The 24,573-nt window shown below is 63.4% G+C and carries 20 protein-coding genes, 4 tRNA genes and 2 pseudogenes; 11 read left to right on the top strand and 15 right to left on the bottom strand.

What is annotated here, in order from left to right; genetic code table 11:
- Positions 1–181 precede the first annotated feature (181 nt).
- The 4 genes from PALO_RS01230 (at position 182) to dhaM (ending at position 3,620) form a co-directional block, all read left to right on the top strand.
- On the top strand, positions 182–1,459 hold the full coding sequence (locus tag PALO_RS01230; protein ID WP_015582116.1) for an MFS transporter: 1,278 nt from the start codon (positions 182–184) through the stop codon (positions 1,457–1,459).
- 90 nt (positions 1,460–1,549) lie between these two features.
- Entirely contained in the window at positions 1,550–2,551 is a 1,002-nt protein-coding gene (dhaK, locus tag PALO_RS01225; RefSeq protein WP_015582115.1) for a dihydroxyacetone kinase subunit DhaK, read from the top strand.
- Positions 2,539–3,192 (top strand): dihydroxyacetone kinase subunit DhaL, encoded by a 654-nt coding sequence (gene dhaL / locus PALO_RS01220; protein WP_015582114.1) that lies wholly within the window; start codon positions 2,539–2,541, stop codon positions 3,190–3,192. Before dhaK ends, dhaL begins: the two co-directional genes overlap by 13 nt.
- Positions 3,189–3,620 (top strand): dihydroxyacetone kinase phosphoryl donor subunit DhaM, encoded by a 432-nt coding sequence (gene dhaM, locus PALO_RS01215; RefSeq protein ID WP_015582113.1) that lies wholly within the window; start codon positions 3,189–3,191, stop codon positions 3,618–3,620. The genes dhaL and dhaM overlap by 4 nt, the downstream gene beginning before the upstream one ends.
- 122 nt (positions 3,621–3,742) lie before the next feature.
- Here dhaM and PALO_RS01210 read toward each other — a convergent pair whose 3' ends face one another.
- Both PALO_RS01210 and PALO_RS01205 read right to left on the bottom strand, forming a co-directional pair.
- Positions 3,743–4,201, bottom strand: a complete 459-nt coding sequence (locus tag PALO_RS01210) for a deoxycytidylate deaminase (RefSeq protein WP_004809146.1) — start codon at positions 4,199–4,201, stop codon at positions 3,743–3,745.
- 96 nt (positions 4,202–4,297) lie between these two features.
- Entirely contained in the window at positions 4,298–5,233 is a 936-nt protein-coding gene (locus PALO_RS01205) for a cation diffusion facilitator family transporter (RefSeq protein ID WP_015582112.1), read from the bottom strand.
- Between the two features lie 125 nt (positions 5,234–5,358).
- Between PALO_RS01205 and PALO_RS01200 the strand changes: the two genes are divergently transcribed.
- The 3 genes from PALO_RS01200 (at position 5,359) to PALO_RS01190 (ending at position 8,976) form a co-directional block, all read left to right on the top strand.
- Positions 5,359–6,324, top strand: coding sequence for a lactate/malate family dehydrogenase (locus PALO_RS01200; protein ID WP_015582111.1), 966 nt, complete (start codon positions 5,359–5,361; stop codon positions 6,322–6,324).
- Between the two features lie 133 nt (positions 6,325–6,457).
- Positions 6,458–7,423: an L-lactate dehydrogenase gene (locus PALO_RS01195; RefSeq protein WP_015582110.1), complete on the top strand. Its 966-nt coding sequence runs from the start codon at positions 6,458–6,460 to the stop codon at positions 7,421–7,423.
- 50 nt (positions 7,424–7,473) lie between these two features.
- Positions 7,474–8,976 carry a patatin-like phospholipase family protein gene (locus PALO_RS01190; RefSeq protein WP_015582109.1) on the top strand — a complete coding sequence of 501 codons (1,503 nt, stop codon included), beginning with the start codon at positions 7,474–7,476 and terminating at the stop codon, positions 8,974–8,976.
- 69 nt (positions 8,977–9,045) lie between these two features.
- Here PALO_RS01190 and PALO_RS01185 read toward each other — a convergent pair whose 3' ends face one another.
- Entirely contained in the window at positions 9,046–9,825 is a 780-nt protein-coding gene (locus PALO_RS01185) for an HAD-IIA family hydrolase (RefSeq protein WP_015582108.1), read from the bottom strand.
- 131 nt (positions 9,826–9,956) lie between these two features.
- A tRNA-Lys gene (locus tag PALO_RS01180) sits at positions 9,957–10,030 on the bottom strand.
- Positions 10,031–10,496: 466 nt separating this feature from the next.
- Between PALO_RS01180 and PALO_RS01175 the strand changes: the two genes are divergently transcribed.
- From PALO_RS01175 to PALO_RS01160, 4 genes are all read left to right on the top strand, one after another.
- Positions 10,497–11,681: a C40 family peptidase gene (locus PALO_RS01175; protein WP_015582107.1), complete on the top strand. Its 1,185-nt coding sequence runs from the start codon at positions 10,497–10,499 to the stop codon at positions 11,679–11,681.
- Between the two features lie 164 nt (positions 11,682–11,845).
- A tRNA-Glu gene (locus tag PALO_RS01170) sits at positions 11,846–11,918 on the top strand.
- A 362-nt stretch (positions 11,919–12,280) separates the two neighbouring features.
- Positions 12,281–12,354, top strand: a tRNA-Asp gene (locus tag PALO_RS01165).
- 61 nt (positions 12,355–12,415) lie between these two features.
- Positions 12,416–12,489 (top strand) — tRNA-Phe (locus tag PALO_RS01160).
- A 463-nt stretch (positions 12,490–12,952) separates the two neighbouring features.
- On the opposite strand, the gene PALO_RS01155 is transcribed toward PALO_RS01160, so the two are convergent.
- The 11 genes and pseudogenes from PALO_RS01155 to PALO_RS11770 all read right to left on the bottom strand — a co-directional run.
- Complete coding sequence (locus PALO_RS01155; RefSeq protein WP_015582106.1) at positions 12,953–13,885, bottom strand: carbohydrate ABC transporter permease; 933 nt, start codon at positions 13,883–13,885, stop codon at positions 12,953–12,955.
- Positions 13,885–14,781, bottom strand: a complete 897-nt coding sequence (locus PALO_RS01150) for a carbohydrate ABC transporter permease (protein ID WP_004809160.1) — start codon at positions 14,779–14,781, stop codon at positions 13,885–13,887. The genes PALO_RS01155 and PALO_RS01150 overlap by 1 nt, the downstream gene beginning before the upstream one ends.
- A 174-nt stretch (positions 14,782–14,955) precedes the next feature.
- The gene (locus PALO_RS01145; RefSeq protein ID WP_015582105.1) at positions 14,956–16,266 is read right to left on the bottom strand and encodes an ABC transporter substrate-binding protein; all 1,311 of its coding nucleotides are present in this window, start codon (positions 16,264–16,266) and stop codon (positions 14,956–14,958) included.
- Between the two features lie 147 nt (positions 16,267–16,413).
- Positions 16,414–17,370 (bottom strand): alpha/beta hydrolase, encoded by a 957-nt coding sequence (locus tag PALO_RS01140; protein WP_004809165.1) that lies wholly within the window; start codon positions 17,368–17,370, stop codon positions 16,414–16,416.
- 15 nt (positions 17,371–17,385) lie between these two features.
- Positions 17,386–17,589, bottom strand: a complete 204-nt coding sequence (locus PALO_RS01135; protein ID WP_023033181.1) for a DUF3073 domain-containing protein — start codon at positions 17,587–17,589, stop codon at positions 17,386–17,388.
- A 135-nt stretch (positions 17,590–17,724) separates the two neighbouring features.
- On the bottom strand, positions 17,725–18,792 hold the full coding sequence (gene purM, locus PALO_RS01130; RefSeq protein ID WP_004809168.1) for a phosphoribosylformylglycinamidine cyclo-ligase: 1,068 nt from the start codon (positions 18,790–18,792) through the stop codon (positions 17,725–17,727).
- Positions 18,789–20,276 carry an amidophosphoribosyltransferase gene (purF, locus tag PALO_RS01125; protein ID WP_004809169.1) on the bottom strand — a complete coding sequence of 496 codons (1,488 nt, stop codon included), beginning with the start codon at positions 20,274–20,276 and terminating at the stop codon, positions 18,789–18,791. The genes purM and purF overlap by 4 nt, the downstream gene beginning before the upstream one ends.
- An 81-nt stretch (positions 20,277–20,357) precedes the next feature.
- A complete protein-coding gene (locus tag PALO_RS01120) occupies positions 20,358–21,605 on the bottom strand; it encodes an MFS transporter (RefSeq protein WP_015582103.1) in 1,248 nt (415 codons plus the stop codon).
- A 185-nt stretch (positions 21,606–21,790) separates the two neighbouring features.
- Positions 21,791–23,134 (bottom strand): dipeptidase, encoded by a 1,344-nt coding sequence (locus tag PALO_RS01115; RefSeq protein WP_015582102.1) that lies wholly within the window; start codon positions 23,132–23,134, stop codon positions 21,791–21,793.
- A gap of 142 nt (positions 23,135–23,276) precedes the next feature.
- Positions 23,277–23,840, bottom strand: a pseudogene (locus PALO_RS12435) (SPFH domain-containing protein); the annotation flags it as partial.
- Positions 23,836–24,419 (bottom strand): annotated as a pseudogene (locus tag PALO_RS11770) (hypothetical protein); the annotation flags it as partial. The pseudogenes PALO_RS11770 and PALO_RS12435, both read right to left, overlap by 5 nt.
- Positions 24,420–24,573: the final 154 nt, after the last annotated feature.

Here is a 24,573-nt window from a genome sequence, read left to right as displayed (position 1 = left end):
GTGAAGACGTGAAATTCACGTCATGACGGTGCTGAACCGCAGATCTTCCCGGGACATGCACCACGGGCGACCATATCGCCGCTGCACATTCAGCCCCGCATCAGCAGAAGCTACGGAAGCGGTACATAATCTCTCTTACCCCACAATCCCATCGAGTTTGGCAGGAGTCCCCGTGAGAACCATGTTCGCCAGCCTGACGGTTCCGAACTATCGGATCTACTTCTCGGGCACCCTCATGACGAACATGGGACAGTGGATGGCCCGTACCGCCCAGTCATGGCTGGTGCTCATCATCCTCACCCACGGCAATGCGGCCATGCTGGGCTGGGTGATGGCGGTGAACTTCGCCCCCATCCTCCTCATCACCCCCTGGGCCGGTGCCCTGGCTGACCGGATGTCCAAGCGCCGCATCATGGTGACCGCCCAGATCGTCATGGCCATCGACGCCGCGATACTGTCCACCCTCGTGCTGACCGGGGCGGTGCAGCTGTGGATGGTCTTCGTCATCTCGGCCATGGACGGCATCGCCGGCGCGTTCTACAGCCCTGCCACCCAGGCCTTCGTCTCCGAGCTCGTCCCGCTGAAGAACCTGCCCAACGCCGTGAGCCTCAACTCGGCCTCCTTCAACGGAGCCCGGCTGTTCGGACCTGGCCTCGGCGGTCTGCTCATCGCCACCGTAGGAGTCGGCTGGGTGATGGCCATCAACGTCCTCTGCTTCATCGGGTTCATCACAACCCTGTTGCTCATCAAGGCTGACCGTCTTCACATGTCCCCACCATCGTCCGAGAAGGCACGAGTGCGCGACGGCGTCCGGTACGTCAAGCGTCGCCCCGACCTCGTCATCCTGCTGGCGATCGGGTTCATGATGGGAACCTTCGGTTTCAACTTCAACATCTCCGATGCGGTCATGGCGACTCAGGCCTTCGGCAAGGGATCTGGCGAGTACGGTCTGCTCGGTTCCCTCATGGGTATCGGCTCAATGGCCGCCGCACTGGGAGCGGCTCGACGCAAGCCGCGGCTGCGTTGGGTCGAGCTGGCCCTGCTCGTCTACAGCGTCAGCATGGGTCTGTCGGCCCTGGCCCCGAATTACGGCATCTTCGCCGTGCTCAAGATCTTCGTCGGCTGGGGAGCCATCTCGACCCTCATCACCGCCAACGCCATGGTGCAGACCTCGGTCACCCCGCAGATGCGCGGACGTGTCATGAGCCTGTGGGCCACCCTGGTGATGGGCGGCACCCCGTTCGTCTCCCCCATCGTCGGATGGATCGGCAACGCCATCGGCCCGCGCTCCACCGTCGCATGGGGAGCCATCAGCCTGGGCATCACGTTCGTCGTCATCACCGCCGTCATCATGCACAACGACAAGATCCGGGTGGTCTTCGATCCCTCCAAGCGGGCGCCCTGGCTGCGTCAGGTACGTGGCACGGTGACGATCGACTACGTCCAGCAGACGAAGTGAGCCGTTCAGTGATGCAACCACAGGTGAACGCAGTCCACCTTTCCCTCGAGCCCCTCTGGAAATTCAGGGTCAAGATGGTTCACTGGTCCCATGAAGAAACTCATCAACGCTGTTGAGGACGTCGTCGTTGATTCCCTGCGTGGCGTGGCAGCCGCCCACCCCGATTCCCTGAAGGTCGATCTCGAACATCGCATCGTGCTACGCGCCGACGGCCCGGTCAGCGGGAAGGTTGGCCTGGTCTCCGGTGGCGGATCCGGCCACGAACCGCTGCACTCCGGCTACGTCGGTCGCGGAATGCTCGACGCCGCCTGCTGCGGCGAGGTGTTCACCTCCCCCGTTCCCGACCAGATCACCGAGGCCACCAAGGCCGTTGACGGTGGCGCCGGGGTGCTCCACATCGTCAAGAACTACACCGGTGACGTCATGAACTTCGACATGGCTGCCGAGCTGGCCTCGATGGAGGCCGGCACCCGTGTCGAGTCCGTCGTCATCGCCGACGACGTCGCCGTGCAGGACTCCCTGTACACCGCCGGTCGTCGTGGTGTGGGCCTGACGGTCCTGGCCGAGAAGATTCTCGGTGCCGCTGCCGAGGAGAAGCGTGATCTCGACGCCCTGCTCGAGCTCGCCAAGCACATCAATGACGGTGGCCGCTCCTTCGGCGTCGCCCTCACCTCCTGCACCGTGCCGGCAGCCGGCAAGCCCACCTTCGACCTCGGTGACGACGAGATGGAGTCCGGGGTCGGCATCCACGGCGAGCCCGGTCGCGAGACCGTCAAGCTGGGGACGGCCAGCCAGGTCGCTGCCCAGATCGTCGAGCCCATTCTGGCCGACCGTGACTTCACCGGAGCTCCCGTCATCGCCATGCTCAACGGCATGGGTGGAACCCCGCTCATCGAGCAATACTTGGTGTGGGGAGGGATCGCCAAAATCCTGGAGGGCAAGGGTGTCAAGGTTGCCCGCACCTTGGTCGGCAACCACATCACGAGTCTGGAGATGGCAGGATGTTCCTTGACCTTGCTCTCCGCTGACGACGATCTCCTGACGCTGTGGGATGCCCCGGTGGAGACTCCTGGACTTCGATGGGGATGCTGATGTCTGAAATTTCTGCCGCGACCGTTTCCGAGTGGCTCAAGGATTACTCGGAGGTCATCTCGGAGCACGCGAATGAGCTCACTGACCTGGATCGCCAGATCGGTGACGCCGACCACGGTTCGAACATGGCCCGCGGAATGACCGCAGTTGCCGCCCTTGACCCGAAGTCCTTCGCCTCTGCCGCCGAATTGCTCAAGAAGGCGGGGATGACGCTGGTGAGCACCGTTGGTGGTGCTTCCGGCCCGCTGTACGGCACCTTCTTCCTACGCCTGTCGACGGTCATCAAGACTGACGGCGAGCCCACTGCTCAGCTGCTTGCCGATGCCCTCGATGCTGGCCTGGCCGGCATCGTGGCTCGCGGTAAGGCTGAGGTTGGCGACAAGACCCTGGTTGATGCGCTGTCCCCCGCCGTTGATGCTGCCAAGAAGGTCGCCGCCGACGGTGGTTCTGCCGCCGACGCCCTTGCCAAGGCGGCGGAAGCCGCCAATGAGGGCCGCGATGCGACCATCGAGATGGTGGCTCGTCGCGGCAGGGCGTCCTATCTTGGAGAACGAAGTAGGGGACACCAGGACCCAGGAGCCACCTCAATGGCCATGCTCGTGGGGTCTGCCGCACACTGCCTGTCAGGAGCTGAATCATGAGTGAATCGAACCAGGGCGTTGGAATCGTCATCGTCTCCCACAGCCGACCGCTGGGACGTGCTGCGGCCGATCTGGCATCCCAGATGCTGCCCGGTCCGGATACTCCGCCCATCGAGGTTGCCGCCGGTCTCGACGACACCACCTTGGGCACCGATGCGACTGCCGTGAGCGCTGCCATCGAGAAGATTGGTAGTTGTGACGGGATCCTTGTACTGGTGGATCTGGGATCGGCGATTCTGTCGGCCGAGATGGCCTTGGAATTCCTCGATCCCGAGATCGCCAGCAAGGTGAAGATCTCCACCGCCCCGCTGGTCGAGGGGGCTGTCGTCGCGGCCGTCATGGCGTCAACGGGGGCCGAGTTGGAGGTCGTCGCCGCCGAGGCGGAGAAGGCATTGGAGCCGAAGATCTCCCAGATTTCCAACGACTGAGTCCGTTCTCAGAGCAACGGTGGTGTTCGGTTCGTCCGGACACCACCGTCTCGCATTTCTTGAGAGCTTTTCGATTCTTGAGAGCACAACGCCCTGGCGGGGCCAGCGCGGCCACGACGCCGTCACAGCTCCCAGTTGACGAGCCCGTCCTGGTCGAGCTCACCGTCCGGCCACACCGCCCTCACCACGCCCGCAGCCGCGAGCGCCTTTCGGCATCCTGGGCATGGCTTGTCGGTGACATAGGCCGTCGCCCCGGCGGTGTCGCGGGTGGCGAAGAGCAGTGCATTGACCTCGGCATGGATGGCGATGCAGAACCCCGGGGAACCGGGAACGTCATAGTCGGAGAAGGCAGGAACCTCCCCGTACCCCAGCCGACCGCGCGGGCAGGCACCCTCCAGACAGTCCGGACGACCGGGAGCGGCACCGTTGTAGCCCGTGGCGATGATGCGGTGTTCGTGGACGAGGAGGGCACCAACGCGACGACGGGTGCACTTGGCCCGGGCCGCGACGGCCTCAGCTATGCCCAGGAAGTACTCGTCCCAATCGGGCACCGTCACGACCTCGCCGTTGACCTCGGCCATCTCGGACTCCTCTCATTCGTCCGTCGTTCCGCGTCTAGCAGACGCTTCTCCGGTGAACCACCATGACCGACCCTAGTCATGACCGGCCCCATGGAATCAGACGTCCATGTCCTCATAGGAGCGGGGGTCCTCGATCGGTTCCAGGTGGCCGCTGACCCGCATCTCAGGCCACTCATCGAGGATTTCGTCAATGAGGTCCTCCATGGCGTCATGACCCTGCTTGACCGTCCAGGATCCCGGCACGAGCATGTGGAACTCGAGGAAACGCCGGTAGCCGGCCTCCCGGGTACGCACCGCGTGGAACTTGACGTGGTCGTTGGAGTGGGCATCCAGGAAGTCCCGAATTGCCTCGTTGTCCTCCTTGGGCAGGGAGACGTCAAGCAGGGCCGTACCGGACTGGCCGACGAGCTTGGCCCCGGTGACGAGGATGTTCACGCCGACTGCGAAGGCGACGATCGGATCAAGCCGCTGCCAGCCGGTCAGCCAGACCAGACCAACTCCTACCAGGACCCCGACCGAGGTCCACACGTCGGTCAGCAGGTGTTTTCCGTCGGCGATGAGGGTCATGGATCGACGCTGCCGACCATTCTTGAGCAGCACCCATGCGACCAACCCGTTGACGACGGAGGCCAGCACCGAGACCAGCAGACCGATGCCGACGTCCTCGATGGGCCGGGGATGGATGAACCGCTGCACGGCGGTGTACATGATGACCGCAGCCGCGATGAAGATCATCATCCCCTCGGCACCAGCGGAGAAGTACTCAGCCTTCGAGTGCCCGAAGTGATGGTTCTTGTCCGGCGGACGGATCGACACCTTGAGGGCGACCAGGGCGATGATCGCAGCAACGAGGTTGACGAGGGATTCCGCAGCGTCCGAGAGGAGCCCGACCGACCCAGTGATACGCCAGGCGAGGGTCTTCAGCAGGATCGTCACAGCGGCCGCAGCGATCGACAGCCATGCGAAACGGCTGAGATCGTCTGGCGGCCGATGCCGCGGCGGTGCCGCGGAGATGTCGGGAATTGTCGTCACTCAGACATTCTCCCAGCCCATCCTGTGTTCTTCGCAAGGAACGGGCATTGGCGAGACGCCGCATCGATGAATCGTTTGAGGTGCATCATGGATGGACATAACGAGGACGATCGAAGGAGTTCGCAATGTCCATCAAGCCACACAAGTTGGGGATCATCGGCGTCGGCCGCGTCGGGGAAGCGGTGCTCTTCGACGCCATGGCAAGTGGGCTGTTCGGTCGCATCGTCCTCATCGATATCAAGGAGGGACTGCCTGAAGGCCAGGCTCTCGACCAGCACCACGCCACCGCAGTCCCCAACATGCCCAACACAACGGTGATTGCCGGCGACCACGACGACCTGACGGACGCCGACGTCATCGTCATCGCGGCTGGACCGTCCATCGATCCGGCCAAGGGTCCTGCCACCGGTGCCGATCGCCGCGAGCTGGCAGCCACGAATGGCCGGATCATCCGCGAGATCATGACCGAGATCACCAAGCGCAACCACGACGTCGCCGTCATCATCTGCTCCAACCCGCTGGACGCCAACGTTCACATCGCCACCACCGAGTTCGACCACCCGCAGGGCCTCGTCATGGGCACCGGCACCCTCCTGGACTCGGCGCGGATGTGCCGTCTCATCGCAGACCACGTCGGTGTGAACCCGGAGTTCGTGCGCGGTTACATGATCGGCGAGCACGGTCCATCGGGATTCCCGCTCGTCAGCGGGGTCAATGTCGGTGGCGTGAGCTTCGACGACCTGCCGCAGGTCTTCGGCGTCACTCAGCTGGATCCCGACGACATCGCCACCCGCACCAACAATGCCGGCACCGACGTCTTCAACCTCAAAGGCTGGACGAATGCTGGAGTCGGTCAGGCCGCGATGACGATCGCGCGAGCCATCGTGCGTGACGAGCGCTCCCTCTACCCGGTCTGCACCACCCTGCACGGCCAGTACGGCCACGACGGCGACGTCTCCATGAGCACCCCGTGCATCATCGGGGCCCACGGCGTCGAGCAGATCATCGAGGTGCCCCTCAGCGAATGGGAGCAGGGACATCTGGCGACGACTGTCAAGGCCATTCAGGACACCGTGGCCATCGCGTCCTGACGCCGCTGAAGCACCACACAGGGGCCACTGCGATCACCGCAACGGGCCAAGCCGTCACGAGATTGAAACCTCCCGGGTGAATGATGGGAGTGTTGGTGCGTATTGCACTTCGCGACGATTTCAGGAGGTATCCATGCCCATCAAGCCACACAAGCTCGGGATCATCGGGGTCGGCCGGGTCGGTGACGCCGTGCTCACCGACGCCATGATGAGCGGCCTCTTCGGTGAGATCTGCGTCATCGACGTCAACGAGGACATGGCTGCCGGGCAGGCTCTCGACCAACACCACGCCACCGCGCTTCCGAATGTCACCAATGTTGACGTCTACGCCGGCGGCTACGACGACCTGGCCGACGCGGACGTCATCATCATCACCGCCGGCCCTTCCATCACTGCTGGAAAGGGCGGTGCCACCAGCGCCGCGCGCCGCGAGCTGGCCGCCACCAACGGCAAGATCATCCGCGCCACCATGGCGGAAATCACCCGCCGCAACCACGACGCGGCCATCATCATCTGCTCCAACCCGCTGGACGCCGTGGTCCACATCGCCAGCACCGAGTTCGACCATCCCCGGGGCCTCGTGCTAGGTACCGGGACAATCCTCGACTCGGCCCGCATGTGTCGAGTCGTCGCCGACCACCTCGGGGTCGATCCTGACTACGTGCGCGGTTACATGATCGGCGAGCACGGGCCTTCGGGCTTCCCGATGTTCTCCGGGGTCAACGTCGGTGGTGTCGGTTTCGACGGCCTGGCGGAGCTCTTCGACGCCGACCCCATGGACCGTGACGAGCTCACCGAACGCATCAACGACGCCGGAACCGACGTGTTCAACCTCAAGGGTTGGACGAGCGCAGGCATCGGTCAGTCGGCACTGACAATCGCCCGGTCCATCCTCCTCGACGAGCACGCCGTCTACCCGGTCTGCACCACCCTGCACGGCCAGTACGGCCACGACGGCGACGTCTCCATGGGCGTGCCCTGCGTCATCGGTGTCAAGGGGGTCGAGAGAATCCTCGAGGTGCCGCTGGATGACTGGGAGCAGGAGCATCTGGACGCTACGATCACAGCCATTCAGGAGACCATCGCAGCTGCCTCCTGAGGGTGACCGTTCGTGCCGTGAATATCGGTTGCGGCCCATAGGATCGAACCATGGAACTCCCCTCATGGCTCGGCATTCCCACTCTCGCTTTCGGGCTCGGAAGCCGGTCCCCCCAGCAGGGGCTCGTCCTTGCTGGGGGCGGGTCCAAGGCCTCCTTCCAGATGGGGGCACTGCGACATCTCTATGACGTCGTCGGCATTGCCCCCACCGCAATGGTGGCGACCTCGGCCGGATCGATCGTGGCCTGCACCCTGGCTCAGTGGACCGATCCCGCCAAGCAGGCGGCTGCACTGCGTCATTTGGAGACGATGTGGTTGGAGATGACCGACCAGTCCGACATGTTCACCCCGCGGGCGTGGTTCGCGAAACTGCTGGAGAAGGGTCCGGAATGGATGACCCTGCTCAATCGTGAGGCCGCCAAGGCCAAGGGCCCGCGCCCATGGATGAGCCTGCCCTTCCACCGAGGTGGGGAGCAGACGAGGGTCCCCGACCCGGCAGAGCCGGTCGCGGGCCGCGACGACGACCGGCTCACCGGCCAGGCGTGGACCCTGGAAATCGCCACCCGTGACGACCCCGTCCCCGCCGACTCCTGGACGCCGGGGGTCATCCTGCAGTTGTTGTCCACCCTGTCGCGGCTGAGCCTGGACGGCGGCGACATTTCCACCATCGTCCGTGGCGCCGAGACCTCCGCGTCGACCTACCGCGCCGGCCCCATCCTCGCCAAGCTTCTCGATCGGGGCTTCTTCAAGTCAGAGTTGCTGGCCACCTCAGGGATGTCGGTCCGCATTGCCACTGTCGCCCTGGAGTCCGGGGAACTGCGCTACATGACCGAGTCCGGAGAGCTCGTCGACCGGGACAACAACCCCATCGGTTCCTCGACCTTCGACGTCTCCCGTGGCGTGCTCGCATCGTGCTCGATTCCTGGGGTGTTCCGTCCGGTCGACCTCGACGGGGAACACTACGTCGACGGCGGTCTACGGGAGAATGTGCCCGCTGAGATGGCCATCGGTCACCTTGGCGTCACAAACCCATATGTCATCACGTGTTCGCCACAGGGAGCGAGCCGGGAGTCTGATTACGGCTCGCGCAACATGCTTGACCTGGTGACCAGGTCGGTCTCGATTCTCACCGACGAGACCGAACGCGACGAGGTCGCTTATGCCCTCAACGCCGGTGCCGTCGTCATCGGCCCGGAAATCTCCGTTCACGACTCCATGACGGTTGATCCTGGTTTGCTACGCATCAACCGGGATTACGGCTGGATGTGCTCGGCCGAGAAGCACGTCAAGGCCAGTTCTGATGACCACGAGCTCATCAAGGATGCGGTTCGCACTCGCGTACGTGGTTGGGAGTTGGAGCAGGCCTGGCTCAAGGAGAAGGCGACCCGCGACGAGATGAACGAGATGCAGCACGTCAAGGACCATCTGCGCGACGTCGCGGCTCGAATGTCCATCGACCTGGCCCCCGAGGGGATCGAGACATGGGGATACGTCCTCGAGGGCCACGGGCACCCGGCAGCTCCGGAGGACGTCGTCATCCCCTGGCAGGTGTGAGGGTGTTCGGCAGGGACGACGCGGCGGCGAACCTGAGGTTCGCCGCCGTCGCAGTGTCAGATGACCAGGTCAGATGAGCTCGTGAAGGTCCGCCACCGAGTCGAGGATGATGTTCGGGCGGTAGGGGTAGTGGTCAACGTCCTCACGCTTGGTGATGCCCGAGAGCACCAAGACCGTCAGCAGACCAGCCTCCATACCGGCAACCATGTCGGTATCCATCCGGTCACCGATCATGGCGGTGGTCTCGGAATGAGCCTCGATGCGGTTCAGGGCAGAGCGGAACATCATCGGGTTCGGCTTTCCGACAATGTACGGCTTGTGTTTCGAGGCAGCCTCGATCATCGACGCGACCGCGCCGGTGGCGGGCAGTGGGCCCTCCTTGGTCGGGCCAGTGGCATCCGGATTGGTGCAGATGAACCGTGCACCGTCGACGATGAACCGGACGGCCTTGGTGATCGCCTCGAAGGAGTAGGTACGGGTCTCTCCGAGGACGACATAGTCGGGGTCGGTGTCGGTGAGAATGAACCCGGCCTCATGCAGAGCCGTCGTCAACCCTGCCTCACCAATGACGTAGAGGCGGGCACCGGGATGCTGGTCAGCCAGGAAATGCGCGGTCGCGAGCGCAGAGGTCCAGATGTTGTCCTCCGGCACCGTCAGGCCCGAAGCCTGCATCCGAGCAGCCAGGTCCCGCGGAGTGAAGATGGAATTGTTGGTCAGAACCAAGAATCGCTTCGAGGTGTCGACCCATCGATTGATGAGATCGCTGGCGCCAGGCACCTCATGGTTCTCGTGGACGAGCACGCCGTCCATGTCGGTCAGCCAGCACTCGATGTCTGCAGGATCTCTCATGAGGCCAAGACTATCGGGGGGAGGGCTTGCACAGGAAGGATGCGTGGTAAAGAGAACCTCTGTGCAGAAAGGCACCATGGGTGCGACACGATGCCCACCACATGGCAGCCATCAGATTCGCTGTGGTCCAGTGCCCCCACTGGGACTCGAACCCAGGACCCGCGGATTAAAAGTCCGCTGCTCTAACCAACTGAGCTACGGGGGCTCCCCTAGTGTAGCGACACGCCCATGTCGGTGCGAGGTGGCCGAGGAACCTGCCGCTGTCCACGGTCTGTCCAACATACCTTCCACGAGGCCTGACGATGCCTACCCACAAGTGTCAACCGTTACTTCAGAGTTGGCAGAAGGTCCTTAGACTCGCCATTCTGACGACGCCGCCTCCCGACACCCTTACTAATGCCAACGGTATCGCCCCTAGTCAATGCAGATTAGAAAACCTTCGGCAGTTCTCTCGAATCCTGAATAACATCTTTGAGATTCTCAGCCCTTCCTCGGCGTGTCGCGTTGACGTGGACATATAAGCCCCCCAACTGAGTGGACGAAACCGTTTTCGCCACCTTGAATGTCCTTGTCACGAGAGGCGTTCCTGACTGGATCGGTGGACGGATCCGGGGAAGAGTCAGGAGCTCCTCGAATGGAGGCGGGTCCACACGCCGAAAGGAGTCAGTTCCATGGGTGTAGTGCGCCCACTTCGGGCCGGGGTCGCGACTCTGGCCACCGCTGGTCTCGCCATCAGCGGAAGTCAGTTCTTCGCCCCCCAGGCACAAGCCTCCAAGACCGCGGTCATGGCCCGTGTGTCGGCTCGCACCGCCGTCAACATCAGGTCCCAGGCAGGCGTCCACGGAAGGATCCTGGGCGTGCTCGAGAGAGGCCAGCAGCTTAATCAAACCGGCACGCCCGTAAATGGGTGGGTCCCGGTCGCCTACCGCGGCCACACGGCTTACGTTGACCATCACTACCTGTCATCGGTCGCCTGGCGCCCTTCGACCCCGAACCCCTCCGCATCCAGCTCTCCGGTTGGGTTCGCCCAGGCGACGACGTACGTCAATGTCCGAGCAGGGCACTCCATGCAGACCACCAAGGTGGGGATACTCTCCCCCGGCGAGAAGGTCGGCCTCACCGGTCGGACCTCCCAGGGATTCAGCGAGGTCGTTTACAACGGCGTCCATCGCTGGGTGGCTTCCCGCTACCTGAGCACCACCACCGTCAAGCCCACCCCCAAACCAACACCCACACCAAAACCAACCCAGACCACGACCGTCTACACGACCGCCAACCTCAACCTGCGCAACGGCGCATCAATGAGCGCCTCGGTCGCCACCTCCGTGACTCGCGGCACCGCCCTCACCACCACCGGACGCACCACTGGCATCTGGACACAGGTCAACTACCACGGCCACAACCTGTGGGCCTCCAACAAGTACCTCACCACCACCGCCAAGCCCACCCCCACACCAACACCCACACCCAGACCCACACCCAGCCCTTCAGTTTCACCCAGTAGCGCCCGGGCCGCCATTGTCAACTACGCCAAGGCGCAGGTGGGTAAGGCCTACATCTGGGGAGGCGAGGGTCCAATCGGCTTCGATTGTTCCGGCCTGGTGTTGAAGGCGTACCAGCAGGCTGGAATCTATCTGCCTCACTACTCAGGGTCGCAGATCGCGCGTGGCCATCGCATTTCCTTGGACGAGATCCAGCCAGGAGACCTCTTTGCCAAGCCAGGCGGCGGTCACGTCGCCATCTACGTCGGTAACGGGCAGATAGTGGAAGCAGCGAACCCACGTGCTGGAGTACACCTCACCTCCATCTACTCCTCGTTGTACCCACTTCGCATTAATTCGAACATCCTCGACTGAACCACCGCAACGCCGGCAACCCTCAAAGGAGTTGTCGGCGTGTGTAATTTCTGGCTTGCCGGAGACCCCGGCGGTCAGAATTTCGAGCCGCCGATTTCTCGCCTGTGATGTGACCTAGATATGATGGTCTAGTTCGGCGGTCGCCATTGGTCCGCATCCGCTGAGTCCCGGTCGTCCAGAGGCCTAGGACACCGCCCTTTCAAGGCGGCAACGCGGGTTCGAATCCCGTCCGGGATACGTCCAGAGCCCTGTACCGAATTCGGTACAGGGCCTTTTCATGCTCTACGGACGCCTTCTCACGTGACCACACTCCCCATCGCACCCCATCCCCCTCGTCTCCTAGAGTGTCGAAGTCCTCGACACCGTCTGGACACTCACTGTTCGAAGTCCATTCCGCACCATCTCCACCCCGAAAGCATCTCATTATGTTCACTCAGAGTGAACAAGACAGCACTGCGGACAGCGTCGTAGAGAGGAAGTAACACCCCTAGTCACAGCGTCTTTGAGCCTCAATTCCGGACTCGATTTCCCTTCCACCCCAAAACCTTGCTATATTTCTCGAGCTGCCTGAGGCAGCGGTCAGGACTCGAAAGAGCCAAGGCCCCGTAGCGCAGTTGGTTAGCGCGCCGCCCTGTCACGGCGGAGGTCGTGGGTTCAAGTCCCATCGGGGTCGCTGAAGCGGTGATGAGTTCATCACCGCTTTCGTGTTCATGAGACCTTTGCATGGACGCGATGGCCGGGTAGCTCAGTTGGTAGCAGCGTTCGCCTGAAAAGTGAAAGGTCACCGGTTCGACCCCGGTCCCGGCCACCCCAAAGAACGTTCTGTAATGCTGCAGACCGCTCAGCTTCCGCCTGGTCCTTCATACAAGTCATATCTTGACTGACTCTGTGGCCTCACGGCTTCCCTGCCAGGATCCTCGGCGCCAATCCCGTCGCGCATTGCGCCCAGCGGGTTCAATATCGTCCACGAAAGCGGCTCAGGAACCTCGACGACGGTGAATCTCATCGGTTCTGTGTAACTACTACGTCGCTCTTCCCCCAGCGTCGTCTCTGACCTCCAGCATTCGAAGTCCTCGGCAGGGTCCGATCCCGAACTCGTGGCCAAGAGCGTCTACCGCTACCGCTTCAGAACCAGCGCTGATGGCCCCATTCAAGGTTCGACAGCCCGGAGAGACCGCGAGTCATGGAACGTGCACGTTCAACAACTCGAAAGGGGCAGGCGACAATCTCGCCTGCCCTTCGTCACATCCCCAGGAGGATGCGTCAGCGAATCACTTCACCGATCCACTCATGAGACCGGACACGAAGTACTTGCCCAGAGCGATGTACACCAGCAGGGTCGGCAGGCAGGCGACGAGCACGCCAGCCATGATCTGCGGGTAGTTCGGGTTCTGCCCGGACGCCAGGGCGTTCAGACCGAAGGTGACCGGACCATTGTTCTGGTTCGTCAGGAACAGCGCGAAGAGGAAGTCATTCCATGCGCTGGTGAACTGCCAGATGAGGGTCACGACGAAGCCGGGAATCGACACCGGAAGGACGATCTTGGCGTAGGTCGAGATCGTGGCAGCACCGTCCACACGAGCCGCCTCAATGATCTCCGAGGGCACTGCGGTGGCGTAGTAGTTGCGGAAGATCAGCGTGCAGATCGGGATGCCGTAGACAACGTGACACAAGATCAGGGTGGGAATACCGGCGAACCACGGAGCTCCCTGCTGAATGTCCAGCATCATGCCCGACAACGGGATCATGATGGCCTGGTAGGGAATGAACATTCCGAACAGGAAGAGCACGAAGATGACGTGGGATCCAGGGAACTTCCACTTCGCGAAGACGTAACCATTCAGGGATCCCAGAATGGCCGAGAGGATGGCTGCCAGCACAGCCATGACGAGGGACCGTCCCATGGCAGGAGCCAGGGCGTCCCAAGCGGCCTGCCAGCCGCCCACGGACCACACTCGAGGCAACCTCCACGCCGTTGACTGATCGTAGCCGGATGGCGTCTTGAAGCTCGTCACGAGCAGGGCGTAGGCGGGAGTGAGAACAAGTACTGCGAAGAACACCAGAAGGACGTAGCGGACCGCACCCATGGTCTTCTGGGCAGGGGTGCGACGGCGACGACGCTTCGGCATGTCGGTCAGGGCGTCACCGGGCAGGGTGGCATTGGGAGGCACGCTGGCCTCGCCCGGAAGCACTGTGGTGGTCATCAGCGTCCTCCCCTCTCAGTGCGGTTGGTGTAGATCAGGTAAGGCACGACGACCACGGCCACGATGACCAACAGGATCGTCGCGTTGGCGGCGGCTGCCGTCGGGTTGTTGAGCTGGAACATCTGGGTCCACATCAAGGTGGCAGGCACCTCAGCCGTGTAGGAGCTCTGGCCGGCAATGGCGTAGATGAGGTCGAACATCTTCATCGACATGTGCCCAACGATGATGAGGGCGCTCAGGGCGATCGGCGAGAGCTGCGGGAACAGCACATTCCAGTAGAGCTTGAACTCGGAGGCTCCGTCGACCCGTGCCGCCTCACGCTGGTCCTCGGAGATGCCACGGAACCCAGCCAGGAAGAGAGCCATGATGTAGCCCGATAGCTGCCAGATCGCTGGGACGGCCATGGCAGCCATGTTGAACTTCCCGGATGAGTACCACGACGACTGCAAGCCGGGCATCCCCAGATGGACGAAGAGCTGGTTGAGACCGGTGGCTTGACCATCTTTGGCCGGGGAGAGCAACCACCGCCAGATGACGCCGGCAGCCACGAATGAGACGGCCATCGGGAACAGGAACACCGACCGGAAGAAGCCCTCACCGGTGACGCCCTTTTCCAACAGGAGAGCCCACAAGAGGCCGAAGACCATGGTTCCGGCAACGAAGACCACCGTCAGGACCAAGAGGTTCCACATGGCGTGCTGGTAGCGACCGTCGGCCAACAACTGGGAGTAGTTCTCCCAGCCACCGGGCGCCTTGATGCGTCCCGACTTGGTCTTGACCCGAACCAGCGAAGTGAAGACGGTCTTTCCGATGAAGCCGTAGACGAAGATACCGACGAGGATGATTGACGGCAGTACGAGGAGAAAGCTTGGAAGCCAGCGTCTCACTCTTTTCATGATGAAATCTCCCGGATTCTGGGGGTGACAACTACGACAAAGTGCCCTGAAGGCGTGCACGAACTCCTGACGCCGTCTCACCACCAGCACGACGAGATGTCAGGAGCAGCGCCTCCGGCGTGGTGTGGGGCCGGCCAGCACGAGCCCCACACCAGTCGCGCCGGAATCAGACGGTCACTTGCCGTACTTGTCGTGTGCGGCCGCCAGCGAGGAGGCCAGGTTGTCGGTGTTCTTGTCCTGGTAGAACTTGCTCATCGCGGTGTTGATCTCGGAGCTCCAGGCCAACGAGACAGCAGCACCGTGGGCGATCGAGGAGACGATCGGCAGGTCCTTGAAGTCCTTCATGGCGTCCTGCTGGTACTTGCTGAATCCGTCCGGCTTGACGTCGGTACGGGCCGGGATGGATCCCTTGATCTTGTTGAAGGACTCCTGGGCCTCGGCGGAACCGACGAAGCGCAACCAGTCCTTGGTGGCCTCGGAGTTCTTGGTGCCGGTCGGCAGGGTGAAGGAGTCGGCCAGGAAGTCGTAGACGATCTCCTTGCCAGGCACCGCGAAGGCGGTGTAGTCGGTGCCGTACTTCTTGCCCTTCATGTCGAACTCGGCGACGGCCCAGTCCCCCATGACGTTGTAGGCCGCCTTCCCAGAAGCAACCATGTCGGTCGCGGCCGGCCAGTCGTCACCGTCGGAGGCGGTGTTGGTGGAGGTGAGGACCTTCTTGTAATCCTCGATGGCGGTTTTGACCTCGGGGCTGTCCCACTTGCCGTCCGGGGTGAACAGCTTGTTGTAGCCGTCGGCACCCAGATCGGCAGCCAGGATGGATTCGAAGAGCTCGGTCTGGGTCCAGGTGCCACCAACGGACAGCGGGGTGGCGACGCCGGAGGCCTTGACCTTCTCCATGTCGGCAATCCAGCCCTTGACGTCCGTCGGGGTCTTGGTGATGCCAGCCTTCTTGAGCAGAACTGAGTTGGCCCACACGACATTGGCGCGATGGATGTCGACCGGCACCGAATAGATGTGGCCGTCAACGGTCAGACGATCGGTGAGGGTCTTCGGAAAGACCGACTCCCCACCGAGCTCCTTGATGATGCCGTCAACAGGCTCGATCTGCTCGTTGTCGATGTAGTCGGTCAGCTCAGCACCGGCGTGGCCCTGGAAGGAGCCCGGAGGGTTGCCGTTCTTGAGGTCGGAAGCCAGCTTGGCCTTGGCGTTCGAGCCAGATCCGCCCGCGACGGCCAGATTCTTGAACTTGTCGTTCGGATACTTCTCGGCGAACATCTTCTCGAGGGCGTCGAGACCCTTCGCCTCGGAGCCGTCGGCCCACCAGGTGAACACGCCGACCTCGCCGCCGGCTCCGCCTGCCTTCGGGGTTGACGAGGACGTCGTCGTCGACTCCTTGCTCCCGCTCTCGTCAGTCGTGGTCGAGCTGCAGCCGGCCAGGACGAGCATCGATGCCGTCGCAAGGGCTGCGATCTTCTTCGCGTACATTCCAAACCTCCGTGTGGTTCGGTCAGACCCCATCCCCCGGCCTCAGTGCCGCGGAGTTGATCTGCACCTGCTGGACGACGGTGCCCAGCAAGGGAAGTTTGACACAAAAATGTTAACGACGCTCAAGAAACTGGTGGATGTGAGATTTCACGCTAAATATGCGCCCACCCACCGCTCCATCTCCGCAAAAACGTTGGCTCGCACTGACGGCGCGGAAAGCACCACGTCGTGCAGCCCACCCCGGACACGGACCAAGGTGAGATGGCGTCCCAGATTGACCGAGGCACGGGCCAACCTCTCGACGTCGAGAACGGTGTCGGCTGACCTCATGGACGGCTTCCAGGTCGCGGACAGGTCGCTGCGATCCGAGATCAGCACCAACATCGGGACGTCTATGTGAAGCCCTTGGGCCACCGCCTGATGGCCGTCAAGAATGGCAGCCAACCAGCCGGCACGAATGACGAATGGCGCCCAGGACGGGTCCTTCACCTCGGGAACATCCCATTCACCGCCAAATTCACGACGGATGGTGCGGCCGAAGTTGTCTCGTGATGGAATGGGCAGCACAGTGGTGGGCTCCGCGATGCGCACTGACCGGGCCAGCGGTCCAGCCAGAGCCCTGGCGAGGAATGACCCCTGCAGATCGATCCACGGGGAGTTGAGGATGACCCCGTCGACACGTCCCGGGTGGCGTGAGACCCACAAAGGTACGGTGAGCCCTCCGGTGGAGTGGCCCATCATCGTCACCGAGTCGTGGTCAGCGCGCAGCAATGACACCGCTGCGTTGATTTCCTCGTCGTACTCGGCGAGATCACGCACCCAACCAGCCATCTGGCCAGGGACAAGGTTCCGTCCATACCGACGCAAGTCGAGACCGAGGAAGTCATATCCCCAGCCCTCCACCGTCTTGGCAAGGTGGGCTTGGTAGAAGCAGTCTGACCAGCCGTGGACGTACAGCATTGCGCGGCCATGACGTGGCTCACGACGACGCACCACACAAGCAGTCAGGAGTCCGTCGGGGTCTCCGACGGACTTGGCTGCGTGTGGGAGCCCGATCCGGGCATATTCAAACCCGTCGATCAGGGGGTCGTTGAGCCACCTCATGGCCGCGTTACCGGCTCAGTCGTCCTCGCCGTAGTGGGCGTACTTCTCAGCAAGATCGGCATACTCGTCAGACAGGCCGTCCTCGTCATGAGGATCTTCCTGCTGACGATTGTCGCCTCTTAGCTCTCGCTCCAGTGACTCGAGATCCATGTTCACCGAGCGATACTTCAGATCGCGGGCAACCTTGGTCTGTTTCGCCTTTGCACGGCCGCGCCCCATGTGGGTCGACCCCCTCGCTTCATCAATAGCGGCTTTGCCGCCCAAAATCATCAACTGTCGTGGGGCACAGGCTACCCGAGCGATGACCCCGGTACCAAAGTGGGCCACCACAAGATTCATTTCCGGGCGAACGGCCTAACTGCGAGAATGGCTCGAAACCAGCACCGCCCCCGGTTCGTCGGGTCCGCCACGACGGGAAACATGACCGCATTGCCATGCGGAAAGACCGCGACCGGCAAGCACCTCGATCGCTTCGGAGATGTTCGCCTCTGGCATGACGACGACCATTCCGACGCCCATGTTGAGAGTTGCCTCGATATCAGGTTGCGAGACGTCGCCCACCTGCTGGACGAGGGTGAAGATCGGAGCAGGAGTCCATGTCGACCGGTCAACAGTCGCGACGAGGTCGTCGGGAAGGACGCGGGCGAGGTTGTTGGCCAGTCCCCCACCTGTGACGTGGCTCATCGCGTGCACCTCGACCTGACGGACGAGGGCCAGCAGGTCGGATGCATAGACGGTGGTGGGCTCCAGCAATTCCTCGCCGAGGGTGCGTCCCAGTTCGTCGACGTGACGATCAAGGGTCCAACCGGCGTCAGCCAGCAACACCTTGCGGACCAGCGAGTAGCCGTTGGAGTGCAGCCCCGAGGAGGCCACCGCCAGCAGGGCGTCACCCTCCTGGACCCGCTGCGGGCCGAGGATCTCGTCGTACTCGACGGCCCCGGTGGTGGCACCTGCGACGTCGTACTCCTCGGGGGCCAGCAGGCCGGGATGCTCGGCCGTCTCGCCGCCGAGCAGTGAGCAGCCCGCCTTGGCGCAAGCAGCAGCGATGCCCTTGACGACATTCGCGATCCGGTTCGGATCGACGCGACCACAGGCGATGTAGTCGGTGACGAACCACGGCTCCGCGCCCACCACGACGAGATCGTCGACGAGCATGCCGACCAGGTCGAAGCCGATGGTGTCGTGGACGTCCATGGCCTGGGCGATGGCGACCTTGGTACCGACACCGTCGGTGGAGGTGGCCAGCACCGGATGACGGTACTTCCCCAGCGCGGAGGCGTCGAAGAAACCAGCGAAGCCGCCCAGGCCGCCGAGAACCTCCGGACGACGAGTGGCGGCCACGTGGGCCTTCATGAGGTCGACGGCACGCTCACCGGCCTCGATGTCGACGCCGGCACGGGCGTAGGCGGACTCGTTGCTCACTGCTTCTCCTCATCGGGATCGGTATGGGTGGCATCGGCGACGACGTCTCGTGCGGATGCAGGCACCTGCACGGGGTAGACACCGTCGAAACAGGCCCGGCAAAGGTTGTCGGCATCGACGTGGGTGGCTCGGACGAGACCCTCCAGGCTGACATAGCCCAGCGAATCAGCGCCGATGGATCGGCAGATGTCCTCGACTTCCAGACCAGGGGCGATGAGCTGGGCACGAGTGGCGAAGTCGATGCCGTAGAAGCAGGGCCATTCCACCGGTGGGGAGGAGATGCGCACGTGCACCTCGGCAGCTCCCGCCTCGCGCAACATCCGGACGAGCTGTCGCTGGGTGTTACCGCGCACGATGGAGTCGTCGACGACGACGATGCGGCGTCCCTCGATGACGTCACGCAGCGGGTTGAGCTTGAGACGGATGCCAAGGTTGCGCAGGGTCTGGGAGGGCTGGATGAAGGTTCTGCCGACATAGGAGTTCTTGACCAGACCCATGCCGTAGGGGATGCCGGACTCGTCGGCATAGCCGATGGCAGCCGGAGTGCCGGACTCGGGTACCGGGATGACGAGGTCGGCGTCGACGGGGTGTTCCTGGGCCAGGATCTTGCCGATCTTGACGCGGACGTTGTGAATGCGTCGCCCGGCAATGACGGTGTCAGGACGGGCCAGGTAGACGTACTCGAAGATGCAGCCCTTGGGACGGGCCTCGGCGAAGTGACTGGTGCGAAGACCGGCGGCATCGATGGCGATCATCTCGCCGGGCTCGATCTCGCGGACGAAGGTGCCGCCGACGATGTCAATGGCAGCAGTTTCGGAGGCGACCACCCATCCGCTGGAGAGGCGGCCCAGCACGAGCGGCCTGATTCCCTGCGGGTCGCGGGCGGCACACAGGGTGTGGTCATCCATGAAGACGAGGCTGAAGGCCCCCTTGAGGTGAGGCAGCACCTGGGCGGCGACCTCTTCGAGGGTGCCGTCGTAGGTCGTCATGAGAGCGGTGACCAGCGAGGTGTCGTTGCTGGAGTCCATCCGGTCCTTGTGAGGAACATCGGTGTTCGGCGCGCGCTCGACGATGAGGGCCTCGAGGGCGTCGGTGTTGGTGAGGTTACCGTTGTGGGCCAGGGCGAGACCGCCACCACCCTGACGAGAGCGGAAGGTCGGCTGGGCGTTGTCCCAGACGCTCGCACCTGTCGTCGAGTATCGGGTGTGCCCGACGGCCATGTGGCCCCGGAGGGAGTTGAGGGTGGCCTCGTCAAAGACCTGGGAGACCAGTCCCATGTCCTTGAAGACCATCATTCGGCGACCGTCCGACACCGCCATGCCAGCGGATTCCTGGCCTCGGTGTTGCAGGGCGTACATGCCGAAATAGGTGAGTTTGGACACCTCCTCACCAGGGGCATAGATCCCGATGACGCCACAGGCGTCCTGGGGTCCATGGTCGTGGGGATCGAGGTCTGCGGTAAGCCTTCCGTCTGCGCGCGGCACGAGGCCACGGTATCGCACACTGGCCGATGGTGACTGTGGAACAGGTTTCAGGAGCGTCGGGGCAACCCGTCAGAGCAGGACTCAGCCCCTGACCGGGGTCACCCTCCTGGCCACCAGGACGGCCAGCAGGGTCGCCGCGACACCGACACCGAAGGTCACCGCGTAAGCCTGGGTGCCACCTCCCCAGTCGGCGAGGCGTCCGGCCATCGTTGTCCCGAAGGCATAACCGAGGCTGTTCACGGCCGCCATGAGGGTCATGACGGTACCGATCCGTCCGGCGGACGCCGATCGCTCCGCGACGCTGTAGAGGGTGATCATGTACGGTGCCGCAGCCATGCCGAGGACGATCAGGGCCGGGACCAGCGGGCCGAGGTGATGGACGACGAGCAGCGGGGCTGCGAACACCGCCAGCCCCAGGGCGAAGAGCTTCCACCTTGCGACGAGGTCGAGGCGTCTGGCCAACCTCGGCAGGGCCAGACCGGCAGCCGCACTGCCGACCGACAACAGGGCGTGCAGCAGGCCCGCCAGACCAGGCCGCCCCGCCTCCGTGGCAAGACTGGTGGTTCCGGTCTGGACGGACCCGAAGACCATGCCCATGAAGATCATGCCGACGCAGGTGGCCAACACACCAGCAGTGAACAACGGGCCGGGAGCACGACGCCCCGACGGGGTCGAGACTCCCGAACGGTCGGTCCCGCCACGGTGCACCTCGACGAGCTTTGACGTCGGGTCCAGGGCGAACCAACTGCCCAGCACCAACAACATGGAACCGGCGACGAGGAGGCCAGGGACGGGGCCCGCAAGCACCGCGAGGATTCCGACCAAGGCCGGTCCGAGGGCGAAGGCGGCCTCGTCAACGGATCCCTCCCACGCGAAGGAGGTCTCCAGCACCCCCGCCTCGATGTTGGGATTCACCGCTCCCATGGCCCGCCAGCGAACTCTCGCCATGGTGCCGATCTGAGGCATGAAGAATCCCGCGACGCCTCCGATGGTGGCCACGATCGGCCAGGTGGCTCCCATCTCGGCAGCCATTCCTTCGGCGATCAGAGCGAATCCACCGACCACGGACTGCACCAGCAGCACTGTGCGCTGACCGTGACGGTCGGTCAGGGCGCCGAAGATGGGAGAGCCGACGGCGATGGCCAGGGCCACGATGCCCGCGGCCAGACCACCAGGGCCCAGTCGTCCCGCCACCTGCGGGCTGGAGACGAGCAACAGGGTGCCCAACTGGCTCATGGCCAGGGGCAGACGAGCCAGGGCGGAGACGGTGACGAAGGTGCCGCCTGGCAGGGAGAACAGAGTTCGGTAGCTCACGGAGCCGGACGACATGGGCAGGCCTCTCTGTGACGGGAACAACTGGCTGTCCGCGTCTGCCCACCCTTCTGACGCGAGCCCCGGTGACCGTCACTCGGACAAGAGATGGTTCCGTCGGACGCCCCAGGCCCTGCTGACCGGCACAGCCGACAGCAGGGCCATTCTACGCGGGAACGCCTTTCGGTGGAACTCGCGCCAGCTCACTCCGCCAGGCCGGCGAGCATGAGTGCCTCGGTGAGGATGGCCTTGCGGAAGTCACCCAGGTGCAGGGACTCGTCGATGCCATGCATGCGCGACTCCGGATCGGTGACGGCCGTCACGAGGACGGTCGCCTGCGGGAACGCATTCTGCAGATCGGTCACAAGGGGAATGGCGCCGCCGGTACCCATCTCGACGGGTTCCTGACCCCAGGCCAGATTGAAGGCCTCGTTGGCGATCTCGGCCCGCTTCCCGGTGAAAGGAACGATGCCCGGCTGACCGAGCTGACCACGGGTCACCTTGACGTGGGCGCCGAACTCGACGTGGGTCTCCAGATGCTTGACGAGAGCCTCCATGGCCTCGCCGGCGTCCTGGCCAGGGGCGACGCGCAGGCTGATCTTGGCGCGAGCGGTTGCCGGCAGGATATTGATGGCGTCCTTGACCGGGGTGGCGTCGATGGCGACGACGGTGACCGACGGCTTGGTCCACATCTTCTCTACGGCGCGTCCCCGACCGACCCACTGGACTCCGTCCAGCACACCGGTCTCCTCGCGCAGACGATCCTCCGGGTAGTCCAGCTCCGGCCCGGCGAATCCCTTGAGACCGTCGACGGTAACCTCACCAGTCTCGTCATGCATGGTCGCGATGAGACGGCACAGGGTCGTCAGGGCGTCGGGGACGATGCCACCGAACTGGCCGGAGTGCAGCGCGTGGTCGAGGGTGGAGACCTCCACGACGCAGTCGACGACGCCACGCAGGGTGGTCGTCAGGGAGGGCACGCCCTGGGTCCAGTTGACCGAGTCGGCGATGACAATGACGTCGGCGGCCAGCTCCTCCTTGTGGCCGGCGATGATCGCCTCCATGGAGGGGGAGCCGATCTCCTCCTCACCCTCGACGAAGAGGATGACGCCGACCGGCGGCTTGCCGTCGAAGGCACGGATGGCAGCCAGGTGGGCAGCGACGCCACCCTTGTCGTCAGCGGTGCCACGCCCGAAGAGACGCTCTCCCCTGGTGGTGGCGACGAAGGGGTCGGTGTGCCACTCGTCGAGGTTGCCGGTTGGCTGGACGTCACCGTGGGAGTACAGCAGAACGGTGGGCTTGCCCTCGGGGGCAGGCCAGTGAGCGATGACAGCCGGCAGCCCGTCATTCTCGGTGATGACGTTGACGTCGGCGGCACCAGCCTCCCTGGCGGCAGCTGCGACGAATTCGGCTCCGGACCTCACATCGTCGGGTTTCTGTGAACTGATCGACTGCACCGCGACGTGACGGGTGAGTTGCGCAACAGCATCGTCGAAACCGGAATCAACCTTGGCAGACAGGTTCTTGAGAGCATGAGAAAGATCCATGATCAAAGTGTAGGGTCGCCTCCGTGCCTCACCGTCGGATTATGAGGCGGTTACATACCCGGCTGCTCCATACCTCGGGCAGTCAGGACCCCCATGGAGGCAGGTGGGACCCGACCGCCCCGAAGGCTGGAGCCCCCATCGGTCAGTTCCCGTGACCCTTGCGAAGGAGGGGGCGAGGATATCCATGGGCAATGGGAACACGACCGTCGAATTCTGATTGGCTCCCAGCTCAAGAGGCATCTGCAGATACCGCAACTGCAGTGAGGTCGGGCTCTTCGAGAGTTCGTCGGCTGCCTGCGGCACCTCGCCGGACGCCTGCATCTCGCCGCGTGCGTTGATGACTTTCGCCCACCGCTCCCTCTCTGCCTCCGCCTTACGGGCCATGGCCCGCTGCATCGCCTCCGGGATCTCCACGTCCTTGATCTCCACAATGGATACATCGACGCCCCACGAGTGCGTCTGCACCTCGATGATCTCACGGAGGTCCGTGTTGAGTTCCTCCCGATGGGCGAGGAAGGTGTCGAGATCCGCCCGGCCTAGGACGCTTCACAACGTCGTCTGAGCAATCTGGCTCCTCGCTATCGCGTAATTCTCCACATTCATGACAGCATCCATGAGGTCCCGTCACGCTGAACGGGACGACGGGGTTGACACAAGCCGGGACATTGTCGCGGGTGATGATCTCCTGAGGCGGGATCGTCAAGGAACATCACCGTCCAGCGAGGCAGGAACGGCGTCGACGACCGCGACTCACGCCGGGCTCCAAGCTGCATGAATCCCCACGCCTCGACCGTGAGGAACGTCAGTGGGATGGCCTTCGCGGCCGAGAAGAAGGTGCCGATGGCCATGTGCGCGCTCGGGGGCACGAGAAGTACAGGTGGTGCATGGTACCGAGCACCCCACCGGCTGAGTAGAGGATGAGGTCCATGTAAGTGACACCCAACGCCACCTCCTCGCGGACGACACCGACCAGACGACCATGTCGGCCGTTGGACGGTTCACCACGATCGGGTCTGCCGGCCAGTTGTTTGTGTACGAATAGCTGTAGCCAGGTCGATCCACGGCCGTCCCAGGCGGTCCACGCGAAAAAGTCGGTCAAGTGCCTAGCTTGTGCCGGGTCCTTGATATTGGCCTGGTGCGGTTGATTCTCTCTAGCTTTGATTCGAGCGTCCAGGGCCAACGTCGCGGAACGACGCAGATAGTCAGCGGTGAGGTCGGGGTCAAGGTACCCACCCTTCGCTGACGACCATCCGTCGGCGACGAGGCTCTTCTGGTTTCTTGCCTTTATCGCCCGGGGCGTAAGCCGATCGTATATTGACGATACAGTCATCATAAATTATGAGCGTGTCCTCCTCCCCCACCACGCCACGATGCCAAGCACGTCTCGGGAAGCGGCCCCTATCCTTGTGCTATTGCTCTTGCACTGCAGCGGATGTCAC

Source organism: Cutibacterium avidum 44067 (genome assembly GCF_000367205.1).
Lineage (GTDB): Bacteria > Actinomycetota > Actinomycetes > Propionibacteriales > Propionibacteriaceae > Cutibacterium > Cutibacterium avidum.
This window is presented reverse-complemented; position numbering and strand designations above follow the sequence as displayed.